The organism is Lysinibacillus sp. 1 U-2021 (genome assembly GCF_029916965.1).
GTDB classification, from domain to species: Bacteria; Bacillota; Bacilli; order Bacillales_A; family Planococcaceae; genus Lysinibacillus; species Lysinibacillus capsici.
Genome location: NZ_CP123966.1, coordinates 4,042,060 through 4,066,500, shown reverse-complemented (window position 1 = coordinate 4,066,500; position 24,441 = coordinate 4,042,060). Strand labels below are relative to the sequence as shown.

Sequence of the window (24,441 nt, the reverse complement as noted above, 5' to 3'; positions counted from 1 at the left end):
ATCTCATAATATCAGGGGGAAAACGAAATGACTAAAGGTCAACTTTTGTATGAAGGTAAAGCAAAAAAATTGTTCACAACAGAGGAGCCAAATGTGCTACTTGTTGAGTACAAGGATAGTGCAACAGCATTCAATGGTGAAAAGAAAGAGGAAATTGAAGGTAAGGGCATTTTAAATAATCGCATTACTTCATTAATTTTCGAAAAATTACAAGCTAACGGAATTGCGTCACATTTCGTAAAACAATTATCCGATACACAACAACTTGTAAAAAAAGTAGAAATTATTCCGATTGAGGTAGTTGTTCGTAATATTGCTGCTGGAAGTTTAGCAAAGCGCCTAGGTCTTGAAGAGGGGACACCTTTAAAACGACCAATCGTTGAATTTTATTATAAAGACGATGATTTAGGCGACCCACTTATTACGACAGAACATATTGATGTTCTTGAACTTGCCACACCAACTGAAGTGACAGCTATTTATGATGGTGCATTAGCCGTTAACAAAGTGCTACAGCCGATCTTTGCAGATGTCAATGTGACATTGATTGATTTTAAATTAGAGTTTGGCCGTGATATGGATGGTCATGTATTATTGGCAGATGAAATTTCACCAGATACATGCCGACTTTGGGATGCAACAACGAAGCAAAAGTTAGACAAAGATGTTTTTCGTCGTGACCTTGGTAATTTAACTGAAGTTTATACTATTATACTTTCTAGACTCGGAGGCAAATAACAATGAAAAAAGTAAAAATCTATGTAACATTACGTGAGAGTATTCTTGATCCTCAAGGCTCTGCAGTACAAGGTTCTTTAGCTAAGATGGGCTACGGTGAAGTAGAAGATTTACGTATCGGTAAATATCTTGAACTATCAATTAAAGATTCAGAACGTGACATTGATACTCTAGTAAAAGAAATGTGTGAAAAGGTTTTAACGAACGTTGTAATTGAAGACTACCGTTACGAAGTCGAGGAGGCTATTTAATCATGAAATTCGCAGTACTCGTATTCCCTGGGTCAAACTGTGACATCGATATGTATCATGCGATTAAAGACGAGCTAGGTGAAGAAGTAGAATATGTATGGCATACAGCAACAGATCTAAGTGGTTTTGATGGTGTATTAGTACCTGGAGGATTCTCCTATGGGGATTATCTTCGTTGTGGTGCAATGGCTAATCAATCTAACATTATGACAGAAGTTAAGAAGGCAGCAGATGCTGGTAAACCTGTATTAGGTGTATGTAATGGCTTCCAAATCCTAACGGAAGCAGGTTTATTGCCAGGAGCTTTATTGCGCAATAAAAACTTAAAATTTATGTGCCGTACAGTGCAGCTTAAAGTTGAAAACAACAATACATTATTCACAAATCAATATGAGCAAGGTCAAATCATCAATATTCCAATCGCACATGGTGAAGGTAACTACTACTGTGACGAGGAAACTTTACAATCACTAAAAGATAATAATCAAATCGTATTCACATACTCAGGTGACAATCCAAACGGTTCTTTAGAAGATATCGCAGGGATTATAAACGAGCGCGGCAATGTATTAGGGATGATGCCACACCCAGAGCGAGCTGTTGATGCACTGGTGGGCGGCGCAGACGGTCTAGCAGTATTTAAATCAATCGTGAAGCAGTGGAGGGAAAATCATGTCAACAACTAAGTTTGAGCCAACAGCACAGCAGATTAAAGATGAGAAGCTATACGCTGGAATGGGGATGTCAGACGAAGAATTTGCAATGGTAGAAGGTATTTTAGGACGTCTACCTAATTGGACAGAGACAGGTCTTTTCTCAGTAATGTGGTCTGAACACTGCTCGTACAAAAATTCAAAGCCAGTACTACGTAAATTCCCTACTAAAGGGCCACAGGTACTACAAGGACCAGGTGAAGGTGCAGGTATTGTTGATATTGGTGACGAACAAGCAGTAGTGTTTAAAATGGAATCACATAACCATCCATCTGCAATAGAACCTTATCAAGGAGCTGCAACGGGTGTGGGTGGTATCATCCGTGACGTTTTCTCAATGGGTGCACGTCCAATTGCAATGTTAAACTCATTACGCTTTGGTGAATTAAAGTCAGCGCGTGGTAAATATCTATTTGAAGAAGTAGTAGCGGGAATCGCAGGATATGGTAACTGTATCGGAATCCCAACAGTAGGTGGCGAAATTCAATTTGATCCTTGCTATGAAGGTAATCCCCTAGTGAATGCTATGTGTGTCGGTTTAATTGATCATAAAGATATTCAACGAGGTATTGCTGCTGGTGTAGGTAATACAGTGATGTATGTTGGAGCGAAAACAGGCCGTGATGGTATTCATGGTGCAACATTCGCCTCTGAGGAATTAACTGAGGAATCAGAAAACCAACGTCCAGCGGTACAAGTTGGAGATCCATTTATGGAGAAGCTTTTACTTGAAGCTTGTTTAGAGGTTGTAAAATCGGATGCTCTAGTTGGTATTCAAGATATGGGTGCAGCTGGTCTTACTTCTTCTTCAGCAGAAATGGCTTCAAAGGCTGGTTCTGGTGTAGAAATGAACTTAGATTTAGTGCCTCAGCGTGAAACAGGAATGTCAGCGTATGAAATGATGTTGTCTGAGTCTCAAGAACGTATGCTTTTAGTTGTGAAAAAAGGTCGCGAAGATGAAATTAAAGCGATTTTCGATAAATATGATTTAGATGCTGTAGCAATTGGTCGTGTAACGGACGATAAAATGCTTCGTCTTTTACACAATGGACAAGTGGTGGCAGAGGTACCTGCTGATGCATTAGCAGAAGATGCACCTGTTTATCATAAACCATCTGCAGAACCTGCATACTATGCTCAGTTCCAAGCAATCGAAAACACTGAACCTGCTGTGACTGATTACAAAGAAACACTAATTGCTCTATTAAAAGCACCGACAATTGCTTCGAAAGAATGGGTATACGATCAGTACGATTATCAGGTTCGTACTTCAACTGTTGTTAAACCAGGCTCTGATGCGGCTGTTATTCGTGTACGTGGTACAAATAAAGGCTTAGCAATGACAACGGACTGTAACTCTCGCTACATTTATCTAGACCCAGAAGTGGGCGGTGCTATTGCAGTAGCTGAAGCAGCTCGTAATATTGTTGCAACTGGAGGTACGCCACTTGCAATTACAGACTGCTTAAACTTTGGTAATCCAGAGAAACCAGAAATCTTCTGGCAAATTGAAAAATCTGCAGATGGTATTTCGGCAGCTTGTACGGCATTAAATGCTCCAGTAATCGGAGGTAACGTTTCTCTTTATAATGAGCGTTCAGGCGAAGCGGTGTATCCAACGCCAACAATTGGTATGGTTGGTCTTATTGAAGACTTAGCACATGTAACGACACAGGATGTAAAGGCAGCAGGAGATCTTGTCTTTGTTATTGGTGAGACAAAAACAGAATTTGGTGGTTCAGAGCTTCAAAAACTTTTAAATAATGGTGTTATTTCAGGGAAAGCGCCAGCTATTGATTTAGAGGTTGAAGCGACACGTCAGCAAGCTTTATTAAAGGCGATTAAAGCAGGCCTTGTTCAATCTGCGCATGATGTAGCAGAGGGAGGTCTAGCTGTGGCGATTGCTGAAACAACATTTGGCGCTAACGGTCTTGGTGTGGATGTAACATTAACAGGCTCTGCAACAACTGCGCTATTCAGTGAGAGTCAATCTCGTTTTGTTGTCACAGTTAAAGAAGAAAATGCTGCAGCATTTGTAGAAATCATGAAAGATGCTCAAAAAATTGGTGTCGTAACAAACGATGCACTTGTGAAAATCAACGGGGACAAAGGTGTGCTTGTAGAAGGTACAGTGGAGGAATTCCGTTCTAATTGGAAAGGAGCAATCCCATGCTTGCTGAACTCAGAGGCTTAAACGAAGAATGTGGGGTGTTTGGTATTTGGGGTAACCCAAATCCAGCACACCTTAGCTATTACGGGCTTCATGCTCTTCAACACCGTGGACAAGAAGGCGCTGGAATTGTCGTTTCAGACGGACAGCATCTTCGCGCGGTGAAAGGCGAAGGACTAGTTAATGATGTTTTCAACGAAGATAAATTAAAAGCAGTGAACGGCAAAGCAGCTATTGCGCATGTTCGTTATACGACTGCTGGTGGTGGCGGTATCGAAAATGTACAGCCATTATTATTCCACTCCTCAACTGGTAGCCTTTCAATTGCCCATAACGGTAACTTAGTCAATGCGACACATTTAAAGCAATATCTAGAGCGACAAGGTAGCATTTTCCACTCTAGCTCTGATACAGAAGTGTTGGCGCATCTTATTAAGAAAAGTTCGCATTCACCATTCCGTGCGAAGGTGAAAAATGCCCTCTCTCTTTTAAAGGGTGCCTATTCTTTCTTAATTATGACAAAGGATGAAATGCTTGTTGCACGTGATCCACATGGTTTACGTCCACTATCTCTTGGAAAGCTAGGAGATGGCTGGGTGGTAGCTTCTGAAACTTGTGCATTCGATTTAATTGGTGCAGAATTTGTTCGTTCGGTAGAACCAGGTGAATTAATCATTATTAATGATGAGGGCGTAAAATCAGATCGTTTTGCTGATATGGATAAACGTTCGATGTGTGCGATGGAATATGTTTATTTAGCACGTCCTGATTCGGATATTGATGGTATTAACGTTCATATGGCACGAAAACGTATGGGTAAACAGCTTGCTCGTGAGTGTGCGCATATTGAAGCAGATGTTGTAACAGGTGTTCCTGATTCAAGTATTTCCGCAGCGATTGGTTTTGCAGAAGAAAGTGGAATCCCTTATGAATTAGGTCTTATTAAAAACCGTTATGTTGGTCGTACGTTTATTCAGCCGACACAGGAGCTACGTGAACGTGGTGTGAAAATGAAACTTTCACCTGTTGTTCAAGTCGTAAAAGGAAAAAAAGTAGTAATGGTTGATGATTCTATCGTTCGTGGTACAACATCTCGTCGCATTGTCAAAATGCTAAAAGATGCTGGCGCAGCGGAAGTTCATGTTGTGATTTCATCACCGCCGATGACAAACCCTTGTTATTATGGCATTGATACATCAACGCATGAAGAACTAATTGCTTCTAGTCATAATGTAGATGAAATTCGTGAAGCAATTGGTGCAGATTCTCTGACATTCCTTTCTGTTGAGGGGATGGTAGAAACAATTGCACGACCATACGAAGATGAAAACCGAGGACTTTGTCTTGCATGCTTTACAGGCAAATATCCAACAGAGATTTTCCCGGATACGATTTTGCCACATGAAAAAGAATTATTACGTTAAGAACAACATCGCAACAAATTAGTGTCTTACAGTCATTTCTATCTAGGAAACTTAGGCGACTTGGATGATAAGGAGGAACTCTGCGTGTCAAAGGCATATGAACAAGCAGGTGTAAATATTGAAGCGGGCTATGAAGCCGTAAAACGAATGAAGTCTCATGTTGAACGTACGAACCGTCTAGGTGTAATGGGGACATTTGGTGGTTTTGGTGGCATGTTTGACTTGTCAGAACTGAATCTTAAAGAACCTGTTCTTATTTCGGGGACAGATGGTGTTGGAACAAAGCTAAAGCTAGCCTTCATGGTAGACAAGCACGATACAATCGGTGTGGACTGTGTAGCAATGTGTGTAAATGATATTGTTGCTCAAGGAGCAGAACCGCTGTACTTTTTAGATTACGTAGCTCTTGGGAAAGCAGAGCCTGCAAAAATCGAACAAATTGTCAAAGGTGTTGCAGATGGCTGTGTGCAATCAGGTGCGGCTCTAATAGGTGGAGAAACTGCGGAAATGCCTGGTCTTTATGAAGAAGATGAATATGATCTAGCTGGCTTTGCAGTAGGCGCTTGTGAAAAGTCTGCTATCGTGACAGGTGAAGAAATCGTAGAAGGCGATGTACTTATTGGAATTGCATCAAGTGGTGTACATTCAAACGGTTATTCTTTAGTGCGTAAAATTGTCTTTGCAGATCATCAATATGCTGTGGATGCTATTGTAGAAGGCTATGAAGATCTAGGCCCAATCGGTGAGGCGCTTCTAGTGCCAACAAAGCTATATGCTAAACCTGTGCTAGCAGCTTTAAAGGCAGCAGATGTACATGGCTGTGCACATGTTACAGGTGGCGGTTTCTATGAAAATCTACCACGCATGATGCCAGAGGGACTAGCAACGGAAATCGACTTAGGTTCTTGGCCTGTATTACGTATCTTTGAATTCCTAAAAGATAAGGGTCAGCTAGAAGATAAGGATTTATATAATGTGTTTAACATGGGTATTGGCTTTGTAATAGCTGTGCCAGAAACTGAAGCTGATAAAGTAATCGCTGCAGTTGAAGCAAATGGTGAAAAGGCTTATACAATCGGACGTGTTATTAAAGGTGACGGAGTAGTATTTAATGGCTCACATGATGGGAGTTTAGCGTAATGACTGCACCAACAAAAATAGCCGTGTTCGCGTCAGGTAGCGGTAGCAATTTTCAAGCCATTCAAGAGGCCATTGAACGTGGTGAACTCCATGCAAAGGTTGCACTAGTGGTCACAGATAAGCCTGGAGCATTTGTAGTAACGCGTGCTGAAAACTTTGGGATTCCAGTGTTAGCATTGAATCCAAAAGAGTTTGTCTCAAAGTCAGCTTATGAGACAGCAATTATCGAAGCTTTACATGAGTGCGATGTGAAATGGATTGTGCTTGCTGGGTATATGCGTTTAATCAGTGACGTATTATTAGCAGCCTTTCCACAGCGAATTGTTAATATTCACCCGTCCCTATTGCCTGCCTTTCCTGGAAAGGACGCTATTGGACAAGCCATTAATCATGGTGTGAAAATAACAGGTGTCACAGTGCATTTTGTTGATGAAGGAATGGATACTGGACCAATTATCGCTCAGGCAGCGGTACCTGTCATTGAAGGAAATCGCGAGGCAACAGAAGCTGAAATTCATAAACAAGAGCATTTATTATATACAAAGGCATTACAGCAATTATTACAATAACTGAAGAAGGAGTTAGGTCGAGAATCCTACTCAACAAGTAAGACCTAACTCTATTAATCTATTGAAGCAAGTCAGTTCGTGGACAGCACGATAAAAATTAGGAGGATATTGTTGTGACAAAACGTGCATTAATCAGTGTTTCCAATAAAGATGGTATTTTAGAATTTGCAAAGGAATTAGTAGCATTAGGTTATGAAATTTTATCAACTGGCGGTACAAAAAAAATGTTACAGGATAATGCGGTAGCTGTAACAGCAGTAGATGAAGTAACGAAGTTTCCTGAAATTTTAGATGGTCGTGTAAAAACTTTAAATCCAATGATTCACGGTGGTCTATTAGGAAAGTTTGATGATGTCTCTCATCAAGCACAGATGAATGAGCATGGAATTGAACCAATTGAAATTGTTTGTGTGAATCTCTATCCGTTTGTTGAAACAATTTCAAAGCCTAATGTAACTTGGGATGATGCAATTGAAAACATTGATATCGGTGGTCCAACAATGTTACGTTCTGCTGCAAAAAACCATCAATATGTAACAGTAATCGTGGACAGCAATGACTATGCAACAGTATTAGAGGAACTTAAAGCAGACGGTGCCACAACAATTGAAACACGTCGTAAACTAGCTGCGAAAGTTTTCCGTCACACAGCCGCTTATGATTCTTATATTTCGAACTACCTGACTGAAGAAGAGTTCCCAGAGAGCTTAACGATGACATATGAATTAAAGCAAAATTTACGCTATGGCGAAAACCCTCACCAAAAAGCGGCCTTCTACCAAAAGCGTCTTGGCTCTGACTTTTCATTAGCTTATGCTACACAATTACATGGTAAAGAGTTATCCTACAATAATATTCAAGATGGTAATGCAGCATTGCAAATTGTAAAAGAATTTGAAATGCCAGCTGCTGTAGCGGTGAAACATATGAATCCATGTGGTGTTGGCACTGGTGTCACGTTAGAGGCAGCATTCGATAAAGCATATGAGGCCGATCCAACATCTATTTTTGGCGGTATTATCGCATTAAATATGGAAGTAGATGCAGCAACTGCTGAGAAGCTAAGTCATATTTTCCTAGAAATTATTATTGCACCTGCTTTCTCACAAGAAGCATTAGATATTTTAACGAAAAAGAAAAATATCCGCTTACTAACAATTCCTTTCGAGCAAGCGAAACAAGATTCATTCAATGTAGTATCAGTTGAGGGTGGCCTTCTTGTGCAGGAGCCAGATCGTTATGGCTTCGGCAATGCGGATATTAAAGTGATGACAGATCGTGAACCAACAGAGCAAGAATGGGAAGCATTGCAACTTGGTTGGTCTGTTGTCAAACATGTGAAATCCAATGCGATTGTTGTAACAGATTCCCAAATGACACTTGGGGTTGGCGCAGGTCAAATGAATCGTGTAGGTGCAGCTAAAATTGCCTTTGAACAAGCTGGAGAAAAAGCAAAAGGTGCCGCATTAGCATCAGACGCATTTTTCCCAATGAGCGATACTGTGGAGGCGGCGGCAGCTGCAGGGATTACAGCAATTATTCAACCAGGTGGTTCCATTAAAGATCAAGATTCCATTGATAAAGCAAATGAATACGGCATTGCGATGGTATTCACAGGTGTACGTCATTTTAAACATTAATTGTTGAATTGTATAGAAATCAAAACAGACCGAGATGTTGGTTCATCTCGGTCTTACTTACAAAGAGGAGGATTCTCTAAAATGAATGTATTAGTAATCGGAAGCGGTGGCCGTGAGCATGCAATCGCTAAACAATTTAGCATCTCTCCATCAGTGAAAAACGTATTCGTCGCGCCAGGAAATGATGGGATGCGAGGCGAAGTAGAAGTTGTTGCTATTGATACAATGGATTTCGCAGGTCTCGCTCAATTTGCCAAGGAAAATGATATTGCATTAACATTTGTTGGCCCAGAACAGCCGCTTGCTGAAGGCATTGTCGATTTCTTTACAGCTAGAGGTTTACGTATTTTTGGTCCTACAAAAGTTGCTGCTCAAATAGAAAGCAGTAAATCCTATGCGAAAGAAATTATGAATAAATACAATATTCCTACAGCAGCACATGAAACATTTACTGAAGCAGAAAAAGCAATAGCCTATATTAAAGAACAAGGAGCGCCTATTGTCATTAAGGCTGATGGTTTAGCGGCTGGTAAGGGAGTCGTTGTGGCAATGACAGAGGAAGAAGCGATTGAAGCTGTAGTGGATATGATTGGAAACCAACGTTTTGGTGAATCCTCTTCACGTGTTGTCGTTGAGGAATTTTTAGACGGTGAAGAATTCTCCTTTATGTCTTTTGTACACAAAGGACAAATTTATCCGATGGTTATTGCACAAGATCATAAACGAGCTTATGACGGTGATAAAGGACCAAACACAGGAGGTATGGGTGCTTATTCACCAGTACCACAAATCCCACAAGAGGTAGTAGATATTGCATTTCAAACTATTGTAGAACCAACTGTTAAAGGGATGGAGGCAGATGGTGCTTCCTTTACAGGTATTTTATACGCAGGGTTAATTTTAACGAAGAAAGGTCCTCAGGTCATAGAGTTTAATGCTCGTTTTGGTGATCCTGAAACGCAAGTTGTATTGCCACGTATGGTTTCAGATTTTGGTGCATTTATGATGGCGTTAATGGATGAACAGCCATTTGATTTACAATGGTCAGAAGAAGCAATGCTTGGTGTAGTCATTGCAGCAGAGGGTTACCCAGGAGACGTTGAAAAAGGTAAGGTATTACCGAATTTAGAGGCACTTTCGACATCACATGCAGTTTTCCATGCAGGTACAAAATTAGTAGACGGTCAATTCGTTGGTAACGGAGGACGTGTACTGTTAGTTGGTGCAAAAGCAGCTACTTTACAAGAAGCACAGGAAAAGGTTTATGAAGGTATTGCAACGGAAACATGGGATCACTTTTTCTTCCGTAAAGATATTGGCTGGCGTACATTTAAGTAATTATTATTTTCACTAAATATTTTTGAAACCTCTTGTTGTTTCAAAACGTAAGAGGTAAGAGCCGTCTCAATAATAGATTGGGACGGCTCCTTTGACTAAGAAGGATTTTGAGCTTTATTCGTTGAAGAATCGCTACTATTTGAGGAATTTTGAGTTGAAGTGCTGGTATCAGATTGTTTTGAAGCAGTAGCTTGTGAACCTGAAGAATTACCAGCTATAGCAGAGGAAAAATCCTTCATGAGCTTATCGATTTGTTCAGTAGACATAGAATTTTGCCCGCTGAACATACTTTGCATAGAGGTGTTCATGGCATTCTGCATATTGGAGCTTAAAACTGCTTTCGTTGGACAATATTTAAAAAGTCCCTCTGCCATTTTCATGGCACCTAATGCAATCATTAATCGACCTTTTGTACAATTAGGATTTCTAGAAACTTTAGCGATACCAAATGCGGTCAAACTCGTCCCCATGGCAAAACGACAAAATGCATTCTTTTCGCTTAAATTTGCTTGCTGCATCATCATACTTCCTCCTTTAGTCATTGTGGAAAAAATAAGCGAGGTGCACTTTGTTTTATGAAAGTGCTGTGTTACGATTGAAACAAGATGATTGCATAAAGCATAATTTTTATGAAAATATGCGATTATGCAGTAGTAGTATGTGATTTCAAGTTGGATTTACACAATGAAAAATTACGTAATTTAGGAAGGAGCGAATAGCATGGATCCAGTATGGAAAATAACAAAAATACGTCAACAATTAGCAGTAATTGATGGGAAAAAGGCACCAGATATCGTGCTGAAGAATGCACGTTATTTGCATAGTATGTTAAAACAATTCATAGTAGGGAACATTTGGATTTTGGGAGATCGCATTGTCTATGCTGGTGACAGAATGCCTCCTTTATTAGAAGGAACAGAAGTGGTGGATTGTACAGGAAAAACAATTGTACCTGGCTATATTGAGCCACATGTACACCCATTCCAGCTTTATCATCCACAGTCATTTGCAGATTTTTGTGGTCAGCTTGGGACAACAACTTTTATTTCGGATAATTTAAGCTTTGTTTTAAATTTAGAAAATAAGAAAGCGTTTTCAATTTTAGAGAGTTTGAAAAAGCTACCTTTTTCTTTTTATTGGTGGACTCGCTTTGACTCACAAACTGAATTGGAGCAAGAAGAAGAGGTTTTCTCTAATACTTCTATAGTAGAGTGGTTAGAGAGAAGTGATGTCTTACTTGGTGGAGAGTTGACAGGCTGGCCTAAGCTGTTGCATGGTGACGATCAAATGCTTTATCGTATGCAAATGGCTAAGGGACTGGGAAAAAAAATTGAAGGCCATTTCCCTGGAGCTTCAGAAAGAACATTGGCACGCATGAAACTGCTTGGTGCTGATGGTGATCATGAGGCAATGACAGTAGAAGAGGTAGAGCGTCGTATTATGCAGGGCTATGCTGTAACTTTACGTCATTCTTCCATACGACCAGATTTACCACATCTACTAAAAGGAATAGTAGAAAAAGAGCTTCCAATCTTTGATCATTTAATGATGACAACAGACGGTTCAACACCTTCATTCCATGAGGATGGTGTGATGGATAAATGCATTCAAGTAGCTTTAGATGCAGGAGTATCTCCTATTGATGCTTATCAAATGGCTTCCTATAATGTAGCACGTTATTACAATATGTCTAATTTACATGGTTTTATCGCAACAGGGCGATTTGCTTCACTCAATATTTTACAAGATGAATATCATCCTGTTCCAGAAAGTGTCTTATCAAAGGGTGTCTGGTTGAAGCGTGATGGGGATCGTGTGCATAGAATGGCGACAATTGATTATTCTGCCATCCCAGCTTTAGATTTAGATTTCTCATTAGATTCACAGGATTTCCAGTTTTCTATGCCGTTTGGGATTCAATTAGTTAATGATGTGATTACAAAGCCTTATAATTCTTTAATTACGAAAGAAGGGCAATTGGCAAATCATGATGAGTGCTATTTAATGCTCATTAACCGAAAAGGCAACTGGCATGTAAATACAATGATTAAAGGATTTGCAACAGATGTCCAAGGCTTTGCATCCTCTTATTCCAACACGGGTGACATATTGCTAATTGGAAAAAATAAAGACGATATGATTAAAGCCTTCGAAGAAATGAAGGCAATGAATGGTGGTATTGTTCTCGTTGAAAAAGGAGAAGTTATAGCGGATATCCCATTAACAATTGGTGGACTTTTATATGATGGAGATGTATTCACTTTAACGGAGAAAGAAAAGTCTTTAAAACAAGCTTTAGCAGATAGAGGCTATCAATTAGGAGATGCCATTTATACATTATTATTTTTACAATCTACTCATTTACCATATATTCGTATAACACCACAAGGAATTTTCGATGTGATGAAGAATAAGTTATTATTACCTGCTGTTATGCGCTAATTCATGAAAGTGTTTCAGTTGTTTAAACAATTACAAATATGTGTAATTGTTCAAAGGAGAGATATGCTTGTGTTCAAATCGAGAAAATTATGGATTGCTTTTGCATTTAGTGCTTTGGTGATCGGGGGATGTTCAAAGGATACGCCAAAAGTCAAAGAGAATGATGAACCAATTGTAGAGGAAGAAGCAGTAGTGGAGGAGCCTGTGCAACAACCAGCTTTTGTTGCACCACTTACTGGGGAGGCTGTACAAGAAGAAATTACACAGCGACCAATTATCGTAACCATTAATAATCATCCAGCGGCACGTCCACAATCAGGCTTAGCTGCGGCGGATATCATTTATGAAATGCTTGCAGAAGGTAATGTGACACGCTTTTTAGCAGTATACCAAAGTGAACTGCCTGAAAATATTGGGCCAGTTCGTAGTGCACGCTCTTATTTTATCGATATGGCCAAGGGATTTGATGCCTTTTATGTAGCACATGGCTATAGTCCAGAGGCGAAAACAATGCTTGATCATCGTATCGTCGACAATATCAACGGTATGGCTTATGATGGTATTCTGTTTAAACGTTCTAACGACCGCGTTGCCCCACATAATTCCTATATTACATCAGAAAACATTCTAAAGGGTGCTGAAATGGTAGGCGCTTCAATGAATTACAGTGAAAAAGTACTTCAGGCTTTTTATGAACCTGATGAACGTGGTAAAATAGGTATTGAAACAAGTCAAGTGGATATTTACTACGGAAATAATGAAGATTTCCATAACGCGTATGTGTATGAACATCAAACTAATCACTATGAACGACAATCGGCTAGCGTGGACACAAAAGATATGTTAACAGACGAAACAGTGTCATTGGCAAATGTTCTATTTTTCGAAATGGATCACCAAACAATTGATGATATTGGTCGCCAAGCAATTGATTTAACGTCTGGTGGAAATGCGTATGTATTTCAAAATGGCTATTTGAGGGAAGTCAAATGGGCTAATGTTAATGGAATACCAATGGCTGTAGAGCAAACAGGGGATCCTGTAAAGCTTGTACCAGGAAAGTCGTGGGTTCATTTCGTACCATCTTCGCCAGGGTTACAAGCAATGGTGAAAACGCAGCCTTAAAGGGAGGAAAATTGCATGCAAATCGAAAAAATTCGGGGGCATCAAACAGATCAATTATTTAAAGCAGTGTTAGAGTTGAAGGACATCGAGGAATGCTATAAGTTTTTTGATGATTTATGTACGATTAGTGAAATTCAATCGTTGGCACAACGCTTTGAGGTTGCACATTTATTACGATTAAAGAAAACCTACGAATCCATTAAAAAGGAAACAGGGGCAAGTACTGCAACTATTTCGCGCGTGCGTCGCTGCTTCGATTACGGGAATGATACATATGATGAAATGTTAGGTCGTTTGTATCCTGATGAAAAACCATTCCAAGCACCAAAAGAATAGTCAGAAAAAAGGCTGAGTAGAAGTTCTACTCGGTCTTTTTCATTTTTTTGTCGTGAATCATAAGCTATACTTGTAAACGAATAGATAGAAAATGATAGGTGGTAAACATAGATGGATTATTTAGAATGGAGACATGTGTTCAAGCTAGATCCAGCGAAGGACATTTCCGATGAAGCACTAGAAAAAATTTGCGAGTCTGGGACAGATGTTATTTTAGTTGGGGGAACAGATAATGTAACGTTGGATGGGGTATTAGATTTACTTGTTCGAGTACGTCGTTTTGAGGTGCCAATAGCCCTTGAAATTTCTACGATTGATGCGGTAACACCAGGTTACGACTATTATTTTATCCCAACGGTATTAAATAGTGATGATCCAAAGTGGATTAAAAATTTACATCACGAGGCTATTAAGGAATACGGCGATATTATGGTATGGGATGAATTAGTAGCGGAAGGATATTGTATTTTAAATCCTGATTGTAAAGTAGCCCACGTAACGGGGGCGAAAACAGATTTAACGATGGATGATGTGGTAGCTTATGCACGCATGGCAGAGAATTTCTTTAAACTGCCTGTTTTTTATTTAGAGTACAGTGGAATGTATGGGGATTTAGGGATAGTCAGTGCTGTGAAAAACGAACTGAAGCATACCAAGCTCTTTTATGGTGGTGGCATAACATCTGCAAAGCAAGCAGAGGAAATGGCACAGTTTGCAGATACGGTAGTAGTTGGAAATATTATTTACGAAGATTTAAAAGCTGCACTTGCGACTGTTAAGGCTGTTAAAAATACGTTATAATTTTAGAACAAATGTTTGTAAGGCGGTGCGAAATGGAACAGTTAACAAAAAATTTACTAGCAGGCATGAATCCTGAACAGGAAAGAGCAGTTAAAACAACTGAAGGACCATTACTCATTATGGCAGGTGCTGGGTCAGGAAAAACACGAGTTTTAACACATCGTATTGCTTACCTAGTGATTGAAAAGGAAGTATATCCTTCTAAAATTTTAGCGATTACATTTACAAATAAAGCAGCACGAGAAATGCGTGAACGTATTGATGGCATTCTTGGTAATGGTACGGGCGATAGTATGTGGGTATCTACTTTCCACTCTATGTGTGTAAGAATTTTACGTCGTAATATCGATCAACTAGGCATTTCCCGTAACTTCTCTATTTTAGATTCTACGGATCAGCTTTCAGTCATCAAAAATGTGATGAAGGAAGAAAATATTGACCCAAAACGTTTTGAGCCACGAGCAGTTTTAAATGCTATTAGTGCAGCAAAAAACGAGTGTATAGCAGCGGATGATTATGCAGGTCAAATGAACGATAAGAATCCTTATGAACAAACAGTTGCACGTGTCTATAAAGGCTATGAGAAAAGATTACGCCGCAACCAATCCCTTGATTTTGATGATTTGATTATGACGACGATTACGTTGTTTAAACGTGTACCAGAAGTGCTTGAATATTATCAAAATAAATTTCAATATATTCATGTCGATGAATATCAAGATACCAATAAATCTCAGTATTTACTTGTACAGTTACTAGCAAAGAAATTTAAAAATATTTGTGTTGTAGGTGATTCCGATCAGTCTATCTATCGTTGGCGTGGTGCAGATATTGGGAATATTCTATCCTTCGAAAAGGATTATCCAACTGCAAAGGTGATTATGCTAGAGCAAAATTATCGTTCAACTAAACGCATCCTACAGGCAGCTAATGACGTCATTCAAAATAATACAACACGTTACCCAAAAGAATTACGCACAGAAAATTCAGAAGGTGAAAAGATTGCGCTATATAAAGCTTATAACGAGCAAGAGGAAGCACAATTTGTTGTACAAACAATTCAACAGCTAATTGAAAAAGAAAATCGTTCATTTGATGACTTTGCTATTTTATATCGTACAAACGCTCAATCTCGCGTAATGGAGGAAGTACTTGTTAAGTCCAATATGGCCTATCAAATAGTAGGCGGAACAAAGTTCTATGATCGTAAAGAGATAAAGGACTTACTAGCATATTTACGACTTATTGCCAATAATGATGATGATTTATCACTAGCACGTATTATTAATGAGCCAAAGCGCAGTATAGGTGCAACTTCCTTTGAAAAAATGGCACGTTATGCAATAGATCAGGATCGTTCGATTTTTGACGCGATGAATGATCTTGTTTTCATGGGACTATCAGGGAAAGCAGCAAATTCGGCTGAGCAATTTTATGCCATGATTAAAGGCTTTACACAAATGCAGGAATATCTATCTGTCACTGAAATTGTGGAGCAAGTTATTGACAAATCGGGTTATCGAGCAATGTTACAAAACGAAAAAACAATTGAAGCAGAAAGCCGTTTAGAAAATATTGAAGAGTTTTTATCTGTCACAAAGGCTTTTGAAGAGCGCAGTGATGATAAAAGCTTAATTGCCTTTTTAACCGATTTAGCCCTTATAGCTGATATTGATGCACTCGACAAAGAGGATGCATCCAAGGGCAATATTATTTTAATGACGATGCATGCAGCTAAAGGCTTAGAGTTCCCAGTTGTCTTTATTATCGGTATGGAGGAAAACATCTTCCCACATTCCCGCTCACTTGACGATCAAGATGAAATGGAAGAGGAACGCCGCCTTATGTACGTAGGTGTGACCCGTGCTGAGGAACGTCTATATTTAACATGTGCCCAAAGCCGTACGATTTTTGGTCGTTCAAGCTTTAATAATGCCTCCCGATTTTTAGGTGAAATTTCTCAAGATATTACAGAGTCAATTTCTAAGGCAGGGACAACATCAACAGTACCATTTGCTACTAACAATCGTTCAACAGGTGGTCATCAAAAGCGTACACTTGGTGCTATTCAGCAAACACAACCTGCCACAGCACGTTTACAAGCAACGGGTGGAGATCAATTTGGATGGAAGGCTGGAGATAAGGCGATTCATAAAAAATGGGGAACAGGTATGGTTGTTAGTGTAAAAGGTGAAGGTGATAGTACAGAGCTCGATATCGCATTCCCACAACCAATTGGTATTAAACGATTACTTGCTCAATTTGCACCGATTGAAAAAGCGTAAGCGGAGGAACGTAAATGAACGAAATAGAACAGCGTATAGCGGAGTTAAATAAATTATTGCATGAATATGGTTATGCCTATTATGTTTTAGATAAACCTGTCGTAGCAGATAGTGTCTATGACCAGCTATTACAGGAACTGATTGCATTAGAAGAAGCGAACCCATCCCTTATTTACCCGGATTCTCCTACGCAGCGTGTTGGTGGAGCAGTGGTAGAGGGCTTTAAAAAAGTAACGCATGATTACCCGATGCTTAGTCTTTCAAATGCTTTTCATGAAGCGGATTTGCGAGAATTCGATCGTAAAGTGCGTCAGGCTATCGGAGATCAATTTTCTTATGTATGTGAGCTGAAAATAGATGGTTTGGCTATTTCATTAAAATATGAAAATGGCATGTTTGTACAAGGGGCTACAAGAGGAGATGGTGTGGTAGGAGAAGATATTACCGCCAATTTAAAGACCATCCGTGCGATTCCCCTTCGTTTAAAGGAACCCATTACGATTGAAGTACGTGGTGAGGCGTATATGCCGAAAAAATCCTTTGAAAACTTAAATGCCCAACGTGCTGACAATGGTGAGGAGTTGTTTGCTAATCCACGTAATGCGGCTGCTGGCTCATTACGTCAGTTAGACCCTAAAATTGCGGCCAGTCGCCAACTATCAACGTTTATCTATGCCATTGGCGGAGACGGTGAAGTATACGGTATCGACGGTCATGCTGAAATGCTTGATTATTTAGAAGGCTTAGGCTTCCCTTCCAATAAAGAACGCCAACGATGCTCTACTATTGAAGAGGTAATGGCCTTTATAGAACATTGGACAGAAAACCGTCCAAAATTGGCTTACGAGATTGACGGAATTGTTATTAAAGTTGACCGTTATGCTCAGCAAGATGAACTAGGTTATACAGCAAAGAGTCCACGCTGGGCGATTGCCTATAAATTTCCTGCAGAGGAAGTTGTTACTACGTTACTTGATATTGATTTAACAGTAGGTCGTACAGGTGTTGTTACTCCTACAGCGATTTTAACCCCCGTACAAGTAGCGGGGACGACGGTTCAGCGTGCTTCTTTACACAATGAGGATTTAATTCGAGATAAGGATATTCGTCTTGGAGATACAGTTATTATTCGAAAAGCTGGAGACATTATCCCTCAAGTTGTAGGTGTACTAATAGAACAACGTCCTGAGGATTCAGTCCCTTTTGTCATGCCAAAAAATTGCCCTGTTTGTGATAGTGAATTGATTCGTATTGAAGGCGAAGTTGCCCTGCGCTGTGTAAATCCTGCCTGCTTTGCTCAAATTGCAGAAAGCATAAAATATTTTGTTTCTCGGAACGCGATGAATATTGACGGTCTTGGGGATAAAGTAGTGGAGCAATTATTGCGTGCAGATTTAATACATGATGTTTCTGACTTGTATCATTTAACGGTGGAGCAACTTGTGGAATTGGAGCGTATGGGCGAAAAATCAGCAACTAATTTAGTAAATGCTATTCAAGAATCGAAGGAAAATTCGATGGAGCGTTTATTAATTGGACTAGGAATTCGTCATGTTGGTGAAAAAGCAGCCAAAATCGTATCAGAGGAATTTGGTTCAATGGAAGCGGTGATGGCTGCAACAGAGGAGCAGCTTGTGGCAATTTATGAAATTGGAGATAAAATGGCTTCATCGTTAGTGGAGTATTTCTCAAATGAAGATGCACGAGCAGTTATTGAGCGTCTTGCTGCTGCAGGCGTTAATATGACATACAAAGGTAAAAAAGTAGAAGTGGCGATTGGTGATAGTCCTTTTGCAGGTAAAACAATTGTCTTAACTGGTAAACTTGAGCAATTGACACGCAACGAAGCAAAAGCGAAAATAGAAGAGTTAGGTGGTACAGTCACGGGTAGTGTCAGCAAAAAAACAGATCTAGTGATCGCAGGTACGGATGCAGGCTCTAAACTAACAAAGGCTGAGCAATTGGGTATCGAAGTTTGGACTGAAGATAACTTAATTGAACAACTTAACCTCATCGAATAAGTGCATGATATCTTCCCTTTTATGAATAGGAAGCGATGTCGAGTGCACAACCGTTACATCAAGGCGTCGAGTAGTTTCGTCGACCTAAAATTGACTATTAGTAAAGGAGCACTAAATAATGAAGTCTTTTCGACTCATTCCAGCAATCGTAGCTGCTGCAATGCTAGTCGGCTGTGTGCCTTCTGACAAGAAGGAGACAGAGCTTACACAGGAAACGCAACAGAAAGAAAAAGCTGAAACAACAATTATCCCAAGCATACAAATTGATGAATCTTATTATAAGACGCTTATCCCTTATAAAGAGAGTGCAAGTAGAGGTCTAGTGGTATCTAATATTTATACGAAATATGATATGAAGGAAGTTGAATCAGGTTTAATGCGTTTATCTCAAAATGAGTTCGACACAGATAACTACTACTTCCAAGAAGGTCAATATTTAGCTGAAAGTACAGTAAGCTCTTGGCTTGCTCGTAGTTCACAAACAGAGGATGGATTAAATCCACCGACAACAGACACAATGACACCAGAGGAGCGAGCAACAAAGGCTCCAGTTTATTTATCTCATATTGTAGAGCAAAACTACTTAACAAAAACGAATGATAATAAAGTGAAACTAGGTGGGATTTCAATTGGTCTTGCCTTAAATTCTATCTATTATTATCAAAAAGAACAGTATGGCGAATATTACGAGAAACCAATTTCAGAGTCTACTCTTATTGAGCAAGGCAAAAAAATGGCTGCTGAAATCGTTTCCCGTTTACGTTCACGTGAAGAGTTAAAGGATGTACCGATTGTGGTCGGTTTGTTTAAGCAGCAAGCCCGTAATCAAATTATTCCAGGGACATACTTTAGCTATGGTGTAGCAAAAGCTGGACAGAACAGCATTGCTGATTGGGAAGGTATAGATGAAAATTACGTCTTGTTCCCAACAGATGATTCACAAGATGTATACCGAGATATCAACAATAACTTCAAGAACTTCAAACAAGATGTTGATAAATATTTTTCTAACTATACAAGTGTGATCGGTACTGGTTTCTATCGTAATAAACAAATTCAAAATCTTTCGATTGAAATTCCAATCCAATTTTTCGGTAAAGCAGAGATAATAGGATTTACGCAATATTTAACAGGGATTTTAATCAATCAATTTGATAATATTCATGTGGAAGTGAGTGTTACTTCAGTGAATGGTCCTGAGGCACTAATCATTAAAAAGGCCAATGACAAGGACCCTTACGTGCATGTCTATGATTAATATAGTCAGCCTTTGTGCTGACTATATTTTTTATGGTAATGGATTGAAATAGAGGAACACAACAGGATGATAGCGACAACACTTTGTTATAGTAGTGAAAGTTTCTATATTTTTAGTGAAAGTTGTGATTTTTAAAATGAAAAATGTTATGATTATTGGCATGGTTAACTTTATTCAACCCTATTGTTATCAATAAAAACAATGAATTGAACAAGTATTCGGAGGTGTGAAAAATGGCTAAATTAACAAAAGAAGAAGTAAAGCACGTGGCAAATTTAGCACGTCTTGCAATTACAGAAGAAGAAGCAGAGAAATTTGCTGAACAGCTTGGTAAAATTACAGACTTTGCGGAGCAGTTAAATGAACTGGATACAACAAATGTTGAACCAACAACGCACGTTTTACCATTAGTGAATGTAATGCGTGAAGATGTAGCAGTAAAAGGTTTAGACCGCGAAGTAATGATGTTAAACGTAAAAGAACAAGAAGATGGTCAAGTAAAAGTACCAGCTATCATGTAATACTAAAACATAGGAGGATTCCTCATGACGCTATTTGAACGTTCAGCTAAGGAGTTACAAGCAGAAATTAAAGCGGGTAACTTATCAATCGCTGACTTAACGAAAGAAGCATACGAGCGTATTGCAAAGCTTGATGGCGATGTACAAGCATTCCTTGCTTCAAACGAAGAAAAAGCAACTGCTCAAGCTGCTGAAATGGATAAAGTACCATTTGAAAAGCGTGGACCATTATTCGGTCTACCGATCGGTGTGAAAGACAACATCGTAACAGAAGGCTTAGAAACAACATGTGCCTCTAAAATTCTAGAAGGCTTTATGCCAATCTATGATGCAACTGTTGTCAACAAGCTACGTGAAGCTGGCATGATTACAGTTGGTAAATTAAACATGGATGAATTTGCAATGGGTTCTTCAAACGAAAACTCATACTATAAAACAACAAAAAATCCATGGAATTTAAACCACGTACCAGGAGGCTCTTCAGGTGCATCTGCAGCAGCTGTAGCAGCTGGTGAAGTACCATTCTCTCTTGGATCAGATACAGGTGGTTCAATCCGTCAACCTGCAGCTTACTGTGGTGTTGTAGGGATGAAACCTACATATGGTCGTGTATCTCGTTTTGGTCTCGTTGCATTCGCATCTTCTCTAGATCAAATTGGACCAATTACACGCAATGTTGAAGATAATGCGCTATTACTAGAAGCTATCGCTGGATTAGATCCAAATGATTCGACTTCCGCGAATGTTGAGGTGCCAAATTACGCTGCAGCTCTTACTGGTGATGTTAAGGGCTTACGTATCGCTGTGCCAAAAGAATTCCTTGGTGAAGGCGTTGGTGAAGCAGCTCGTCAATCAGTGCTTGCGGCATTAGAGGTATTAAAAGGCTTAGGCGCTACTGTAGAAGAGGTATCACTTCCTCACTCGAAATATGCACTAGCTGCGTACTATATCCTTTCTTCATCTGAAGCGTCTTCTAACTTATCTCGTTTCGATGGTATCCGCTATGGTTTCCGTGCAGAAAACGTAACAAATTTAATGGACCTTTATAAAGAAACGCGTGCACAAGGCTTTGGTGATGAAGTAAAACGACGTATCATGCTAGGTACTTACTCACTAAGTGCAGGTACGTATGATGCGTACTACAAAAAGGCACAACAAGCACGTACACTGATCAAAGCAGACTACGATAAAGTATTTGAAGACTTTGATGTTATCATTGGTCCAACAGCTCCAACACCAGCATTCAAGATTGGTGAAAATGTTGATGATCCAATGACAATGTATGCAAACGATATTTTAACAATCCCGATGAACTTAGCAGGTGTACCAGCGATTTCAATTCCTTGTGGCTTTGAAAACGATCTACCATTAGGTTTACAAATAATTGGTAAATATTTCGATGAAGCGACTATTTACCGTGTGGCTCATGCTTTTGAACAAGCAACTGAGTTCCATAAAGAAGTTCCTCAAATGTGGGAGGGAAAATAACATGAACTTTGAAACAGTCATTGGTTTAGAAGTACACGTTGAGTTGAAGACTAACTCAAAAATCTTCTCACCAGCACCAGCTCACTTTGGTGCTGAACCAAATACAAATACAACAGTAATCGATTTAGGCTATCCTGGGGTCCTACCAGTCCTGAACAAAAATGTAGTAGATTTCGCTATGCGTGCAGCACTTGCACTCAATATGGAAATCGAACAAGAAACAAAGTTTGACCGTAAAAACTACTTCTATCCAGATAATCCGAAAGCTTATCAAATTTCACAATTCGATAAACCAATCGGTAAAAATGGTTGGATTGATATTGAAGTAGACGGCTATACAAAACGTATCGGTATCACGCGTCTTCATATGGAAGAAGACGCTGGTAAGCTTTCACATGCTGGTGACCATTCACTAGTTGACTTTAACCGTCAAGGAACACCGCTTGTTGAAATCGTTTCTGAGCCAGATATTCGTACACCAAACGAAGCGTATGCATATCTCGAAAAATTAAAATCGATTATTCAATATACTGACGTATCTGATTGTAAGATGGAAGAAGGCTCATTACGTTGTGATGCCAATATTTCTATTCGTCCTTATGGTCAAGAAGAATTTGGTACAAAAACAGAGCTTAAAAACCTGAACTCCTTCAACTATGTTCGTCGTGGTTTAGAGCATGAAGAATTACGTCAAGCAGATGTATTATTATCTGGTGGCGTGATTGAGCAAGAAACACGTCGTTTTGATGAAAAAACAGGTAAAACAATTTTAATGCGTGTTAAAGAGGGAACAGATGATTACCGTTACTTCCCAGAGCCAGACTTAGTTCGTCTTTCAATTGATGATGCGTGGTTAGAGCGTGTGAAATCTGAAATTCCAGAGCTTCCAGATGCTCGTAAAAAACGCTATGTTGAAGAACTAGGCTTAACACCTTATGATGCTGGAGTTCTTGTTATCTCTAAAGAAATCTCAGACTTCTTTGAGGCAATGGTAGCAAATGGGGCAGATGCTAAGCTTTCTGCTAACTGGTTAATGGGTGATGTTTCTGCTTATTTAAACGCAGAGCAAAAAGATCTAAAAGATACTGCATTAACACCAGAAAACCTTGCTGAAATGGTAAAATTAATCACGGACGGTACAATTTCTTCTAAGATCGGTAAAAAAGTATTTGCTGAATTGGTAGAAAACGGTGGCTCTGCACAGGATATTGTGAAAGCAAAAGGCTTAGTGCAAATTTCCGATGAAGGTGCATTACTAGCAATCGTAACAGAAGTTTTAGATAACAATGCTCAATCTATCGAGGACTTCAAAAATGGTAAAGACCGTGCGATTGGCTTCTTAGTTGGTCAAATTATGAAGGCAACAAAAGGTCAAGCTAACCCACCAATGGTTAATAAATTATTACAACAAGAAATTGCCAAACGATAATACTCGTTGTAACATAATAGCCGAGAGAGCTTCATTGCTCCCTCGGCTATTACTATTCAAAAATGTAACAAATTTGCATTTTGTGAAACTTAATAGTTGTTTAAAAAGCGTATCCATAGCAAAATATAGAATAGACAGTAATAAGGGGGACGAGCCAATGAAAACAGAACAACAGTATTTTAATGAAGCTATATCAATACAGCAATATATGGAGAACATGACGACGTTAAAAGAAGAAAGCTTTCGTATTTATGATGGCTTTGAAGTACCAACAAACGATGGTTTTATTGCGTTATTAAAAGAAAAACAACCTAAAATTTTAACGATTACAGAGGATTGGTGCGGAGACGCAATGTTAAATAATCCAATTATTCGCCGTATTGCTGAAGCGGCAGGATTAGATATGCGTACCGTTTTCCGTGATGCTGATACAGAGCTAATTGATCGTTATTTAACAAACGGTGGTCGTGCAATTCCAATTTATCTATTATTAGATGATGCTGGAGAAGTGATTGGAAAATGGGGACCACGTGCACCTGAATTACAAGAGTTCGTCGTAACGAAACGAGCAAGCTTACCAGATAAAGAAGATCCAACCTTTGAAGAGGCTCAAAAGGCTCTGTATGCAGAAATTCGTGAGGAAAATATCTCCAATCAAACATATTGGATATATGTTTATGAGGACTTTAAGAAGCAAGTAACAGAAGCATTACAAAAATAACAAGAGCATTGCAACATTTCAACGTATAAAT

Annotated in this window: 21 protein-coding genes; 20 read left to right on the top strand and 1 reads right to left on the bottom strand. The window is 39.2% G+C overall.

Translation table 11 applies throughout. The features are described from left to right. Positions 1 to 27 precede the first annotated feature (27 nt). The 9 genes from purC to purD all read left to right on the top strand — a co-directional run bounded on the left by purC (position 28) and on the right by purD (position 9,983). Positions 28 to 738, top strand: a complete 711-nt coding sequence (gene purC, locus QH639_RS21520) for a phosphoribosylaminoimidazolesuccinocarboxamide synthase (protein WP_131522008.1) — start codon at positions 28 to 30, stop codon at positions 736 to 738. A gap of 2 nt (positions 739 to 740) precedes the next feature. Further along, positions 741 to 989, top strand: a complete 249-nt coding sequence (gene purS, locus QH639_RS21515) for a phosphoribosylformylglycinamidine synthase subunit PurS (protein ID WP_004225741.1) — start codon at positions 741 to 743, stop codon at positions 987 to 989. 2 nt (positions 990 to 991) lie between these two features. Next, on the top strand, positions 992 to 1,675 hold the full coding sequence (gene purQ, locus QH639_RS21510) for a phosphoribosylformylglycinamidine synthase subunit PurQ (RefSeq protein ID WP_048394895.1): 684 nt from the start codon (positions 992 to 994) through the stop codon (positions 1,673 to 1,675). Next, a complete protein-coding gene (purL, locus tag QH639_RS21505; protein WP_131522007.1) occupies positions 1,662 to 3,896 on the top strand; it encodes a phosphoribosylformylglycinamidine synthase subunit PurL in 2,235 nt (744 codons plus the stop codon). Before purQ ends, purL begins: the two co-directional genes overlap by 14 nt. Next, a complete protein-coding gene (purF, locus tag QH639_RS21500; protein ID WP_004225733.1) occupies positions 3,872 to 5,296 on the top strand; it encodes an amidophosphoribosyltransferase in 1,425 nt (474 codons plus the stop codon). Before purL ends, purF begins: the two co-directional genes overlap by 25 nt. 84 nt (positions 5,297 to 5,380) lie before the next feature. Beyond that, positions 5,381 to 6,436 (top strand): phosphoribosylformylglycinamidine cyclo-ligase, encoded by a 1,056-nt coding sequence (purM, locus tag QH639_RS21495; RefSeq protein ID WP_131522006.1) that lies wholly within the window; start codon positions 5,381 to 5,383, stop codon positions 6,434 to 6,436. After that, positions 6,436 to 7,005 carry a phosphoribosylglycinamide formyltransferase gene (gene purN, locus QH639_RS21490; protein WP_004225729.1) on the top strand — a complete coding sequence of 190 codons (570 nt, stop codon included), beginning with the start codon at positions 6,436 to 6,438 and terminating at the stop codon, positions 7,003 to 7,005. Before purM ends, purN begins: the two co-directional genes overlap by 1 nt. A 113-nt stretch (positions 7,006 to 7,118) precedes the next feature. Then, positions 7,119 to 8,645 (top strand): bifunctional phosphoribosylaminoimidazolecarboxamide formyltransferase/IMP cyclohydrolase, encoded by a 1,527-nt coding sequence (gene purH, locus QH639_RS21485; protein WP_131522005.1) that lies wholly within the window; start codon positions 7,119 to 7,121, stop codon positions 8,643 to 8,645. Between the two features lie 81 nt (positions 8,646 to 8,726). Continuing rightward, entirely contained in the window at positions 8,727 to 9,983 is a 1,257-nt protein-coding gene (purD, locus tag QH639_RS21480; protein ID WP_131522004.1) for a phosphoribosylamine--glycine ligase, read from the top strand. Between the two features lie 95 nt (positions 9,984 to 10,078). Here purD and QH639_RS21475 read toward each other — a convergent pair whose 3' ends face one another. Beyond that, a complete protein-coding gene (locus QH639_RS21475; RefSeq protein ID WP_281115234.1) occupies positions 10,079 to 10,507 on the bottom strand; it encodes a YgaP-like transmembrane domain in 429 nt (142 codons plus the stop codon). Between the two features lie 196 nt (positions 10,508 to 10,703). Here QH639_RS21475 and QH639_RS21470 point away from each other — a divergent pair, with 196 nt between their 5' ends. The 11 genes from QH639_RS21470 to QH639_RS21420 all read left to right on the top strand — a co-directional run bounded on the left by QH639_RS21470 (position 10,704) and on the right by QH639_RS21420 (position 24,410). Next, positions 10,704 to 12,425: an adenine deaminase C-terminal domain-containing protein gene (locus QH639_RS21470; RefSeq protein ID WP_281115233.1), complete on the top strand. Its 1,722-nt coding sequence runs from the start codon at positions 10,704 to 10,706 to the stop codon at positions 12,423 to 12,425. 69 nt (positions 12,426 to 12,494) lie between these two features. Continuing rightward, positions 12,495 to 13,550: a DUF3048 domain-containing protein gene (locus QH639_RS21465; protein ID WP_131522001.1), complete on the top strand. Its 1,056-nt coding sequence runs from the start codon at positions 12,495 to 12,497 to the stop codon at positions 13,548 to 13,550. A gap of 15 nt (positions 13,551 to 13,565) precedes the next feature. Next, the gene (locus tag QH639_RS21460; protein WP_004225717.1) at positions 13,566 to 13,886 is read left to right on the top strand and encodes a YerC/YecD family TrpR-related protein; all 321 of its coding nucleotides are present in this window, start codon (positions 13,566 to 13,568) and stop codon (positions 13,884 to 13,886) included. A gap of 111 nt (positions 13,887 to 13,997) precedes the next feature. Continuing rightward, complete coding sequence (gene pcrB, locus QH639_RS21455; RefSeq protein WP_131522000.1) at positions 13,998 to 14,687, top strand: heptaprenylglyceryl phosphate synthase; 690 nt, start codon at positions 13,998 to 14,000, stop codon at positions 14,685 to 14,687. Positions 14,688 to 14,719: 32 nt separating this feature from the next. Further along, the gene (gene pcrA / locus QH639_RS21450; RefSeq protein ID WP_131521999.1) at positions 14,720 to 16,972 is read left to right on the top strand and encodes a DNA helicase PcrA; all 2,253 of its coding nucleotides are present in this window, start codon (positions 14,720 to 14,722) and stop codon (positions 16,970 to 16,972) included. 14 nt (positions 16,973 to 16,986) lie between these two features. Beyond that, a complete protein-coding gene (ligA, locus tag QH639_RS21445; RefSeq protein WP_131521998.1) occupies positions 16,987 to 18,993 on the top strand; it encodes an NAD-dependent DNA ligase LigA in 2,007 nt (668 codons plus the stop codon). Positions 18,994 to 19,111: 118 nt separating this feature from the next. Beyond that, positions 19,112 to 20,251, top strand: a complete 1,140-nt coding sequence (locus QH639_RS21440; RefSeq protein ID WP_131521997.1) for a CamS family sex pheromone protein — start codon at positions 19,112 to 19,114, stop codon at positions 20,249 to 20,251. Positions 20,252 to 20,484: 233 nt separating this feature from the next. Continuing rightward, positions 20,485 to 20,772: an Asp-tRNA(Asn)/Glu-tRNA(Gln) amidotransferase subunit GatC gene (gene gatC, locus QH639_RS21435; RefSeq protein WP_004225708.1), complete on the top strand. Its 288-nt coding sequence runs from the start codon at positions 20,485 to 20,487 to the stop codon at positions 20,770 to 20,772. A gap of 24 nt (positions 20,773 to 20,796) precedes the next feature. Then, a complete protein-coding gene (gene gatA / locus QH639_RS21430) occupies positions 20,797 to 22,260 on the top strand; it encodes an Asp-tRNA(Asn)/Glu-tRNA(Gln) amidotransferase subunit GatA (protein WP_131521996.1) in 1,464 nt (487 codons plus the stop codon). Between the two features lies 1 nt (position 22,261). Continuing rightward, positions 22,262 to 23,689 carry an Asp-tRNA(Asn)/Glu-tRNA(Gln) amidotransferase subunit GatB gene (gatB, locus tag QH639_RS21425; protein ID WP_048394874.1) on the top strand — a complete coding sequence of 476 codons (1,428 nt, stop codon included), beginning with the start codon at positions 22,262 to 22,264 and terminating at the stop codon, positions 23,687 to 23,689. A gap of 157 nt (positions 23,690 to 23,846) precedes the next feature. Next, positions 23,847 to 24,410 carry a thioredoxin family protein gene (locus QH639_RS21420; RefSeq protein ID WP_131521995.1) on the top strand — a complete coding sequence of 188 codons (564 nt, stop codon included), beginning with the start codon at positions 23,847 to 23,849 and terminating at the stop codon, positions 24,408 to 24,410. Positions 24,411 to 24,441: the final 31 nt, after the last annotated feature.

Bases quoted from the DNA above. Each gene is read 5' to 3' on its own strand.
- purC (WP_131522008.1), top strand. From the start codon at position 28: ATGACTAAAGGTCAACTTTTGTATGAAGGTAAAGCAAAAAAATTGTTC.
- purS (WP_004225741.1), top strand. From the start codon at position 741: ATGAAAAAAGTAAAAATCTATGTAACATTACGTGAGAGTATTCTTGAT.
- purQ (WP_048394895.1), top strand. From the start codon at position 992: ATGAAATTCGCAGTACTCGTATTCCCTGGGTCAAACTGTGACATCGAT.
- purL (WP_131522007.1), top strand. From the start codon at position 1,662: ATGTCAACAACTAAGTTTGAGCCAACAGCACAGCAGATTAAAGATGAG.
- purF (WP_004225733.1), top strand. From the start codon at position 3,872: ATGCTTGCTGAACTCAGAGGCTTAAACGAAGAATGTGGGGTGTTTGGT.
- purN (WP_004225729.1), top strand. From the start codon at position 6,436: ATGACTGCACCAACAAAAATAGCCGTGTTCGCGTCAGGTAGCGGTAGC.
- purD (WP_131522004.1), top strand. From the start codon at position 8,727: ATGAATGTATTAGTAATCGGAAGCGGTGGCCGTGAGCATGCAATCGCT.
- QH639_RS21475 (WP_281115234.1), bottom strand. From the start codon at position 10,507: ATGATGATGCAGCAAGCAAATTTAAGCGAAAAGAATGCATTTTGTCGT.
- QH639_RS21470 (WP_281115233.1), top strand. From the start codon at position 10,704: ATGGATCCAGTATGGAAAATAACAAAAATACGTCAACAATTAGCAGTA.
- QH639_RS21460 (WP_004225717.1), top strand. From the start codon at position 13,566: ATGCAAATCGAAAAAATTCGGGGGCATCAAACAGATCAATTATTTAAA.
- pcrB (WP_131522000.1), top strand. From the start codon at position 13,998: ATGGATTATTTAGAATGGAGACATGTGTTCAAGCTAGATCCAGCGAAG.
- pcrA (WP_131521999.1), top strand. From the start codon at position 14,720: ATGGAACAGTTAACAAAAAATTTACTAGCAGGCATGAATCCTGAACAG.
- ligA (WP_131521998.1), top strand. From the start codon at position 16,987: ATGAACGAAATAGAACAGCGTATAGCGGAGTTAAATAAATTATTGCAT.
- QH639_RS21440 (WP_131521997.1), top strand. From the start codon at position 19,112: ATGAAGTCTTTTCGACTCATTCCAGCAATCGTAGCTGCTGCAATGCTA.
- gatC (WP_004225708.1), top strand. From the start codon at position 20,485: ATGGCTAAATTAACAAAAGAAGAAGTAAAGCACGTGGCAAATTTAGCA.
- gatA (WP_131521996.1), top strand. From the start codon at position 20,797: ATGACGCTATTTGAACGTTCAGCTAAGGAGTTACAAGCAGAAATTAAA.
- gatB (WP_048394874.1), top strand. From the start codon at position 22,262: ATGAACTTTGAAACAGTCATTGGTTTAGAAGTACACGTTGAGTTGAAG.
- QH639_RS21420 (WP_131521995.1), top strand. From the start codon at position 23,847: ATGAAAACAGAACAACAGTATTTTAATGAAGCTATATCAATACAGCAA.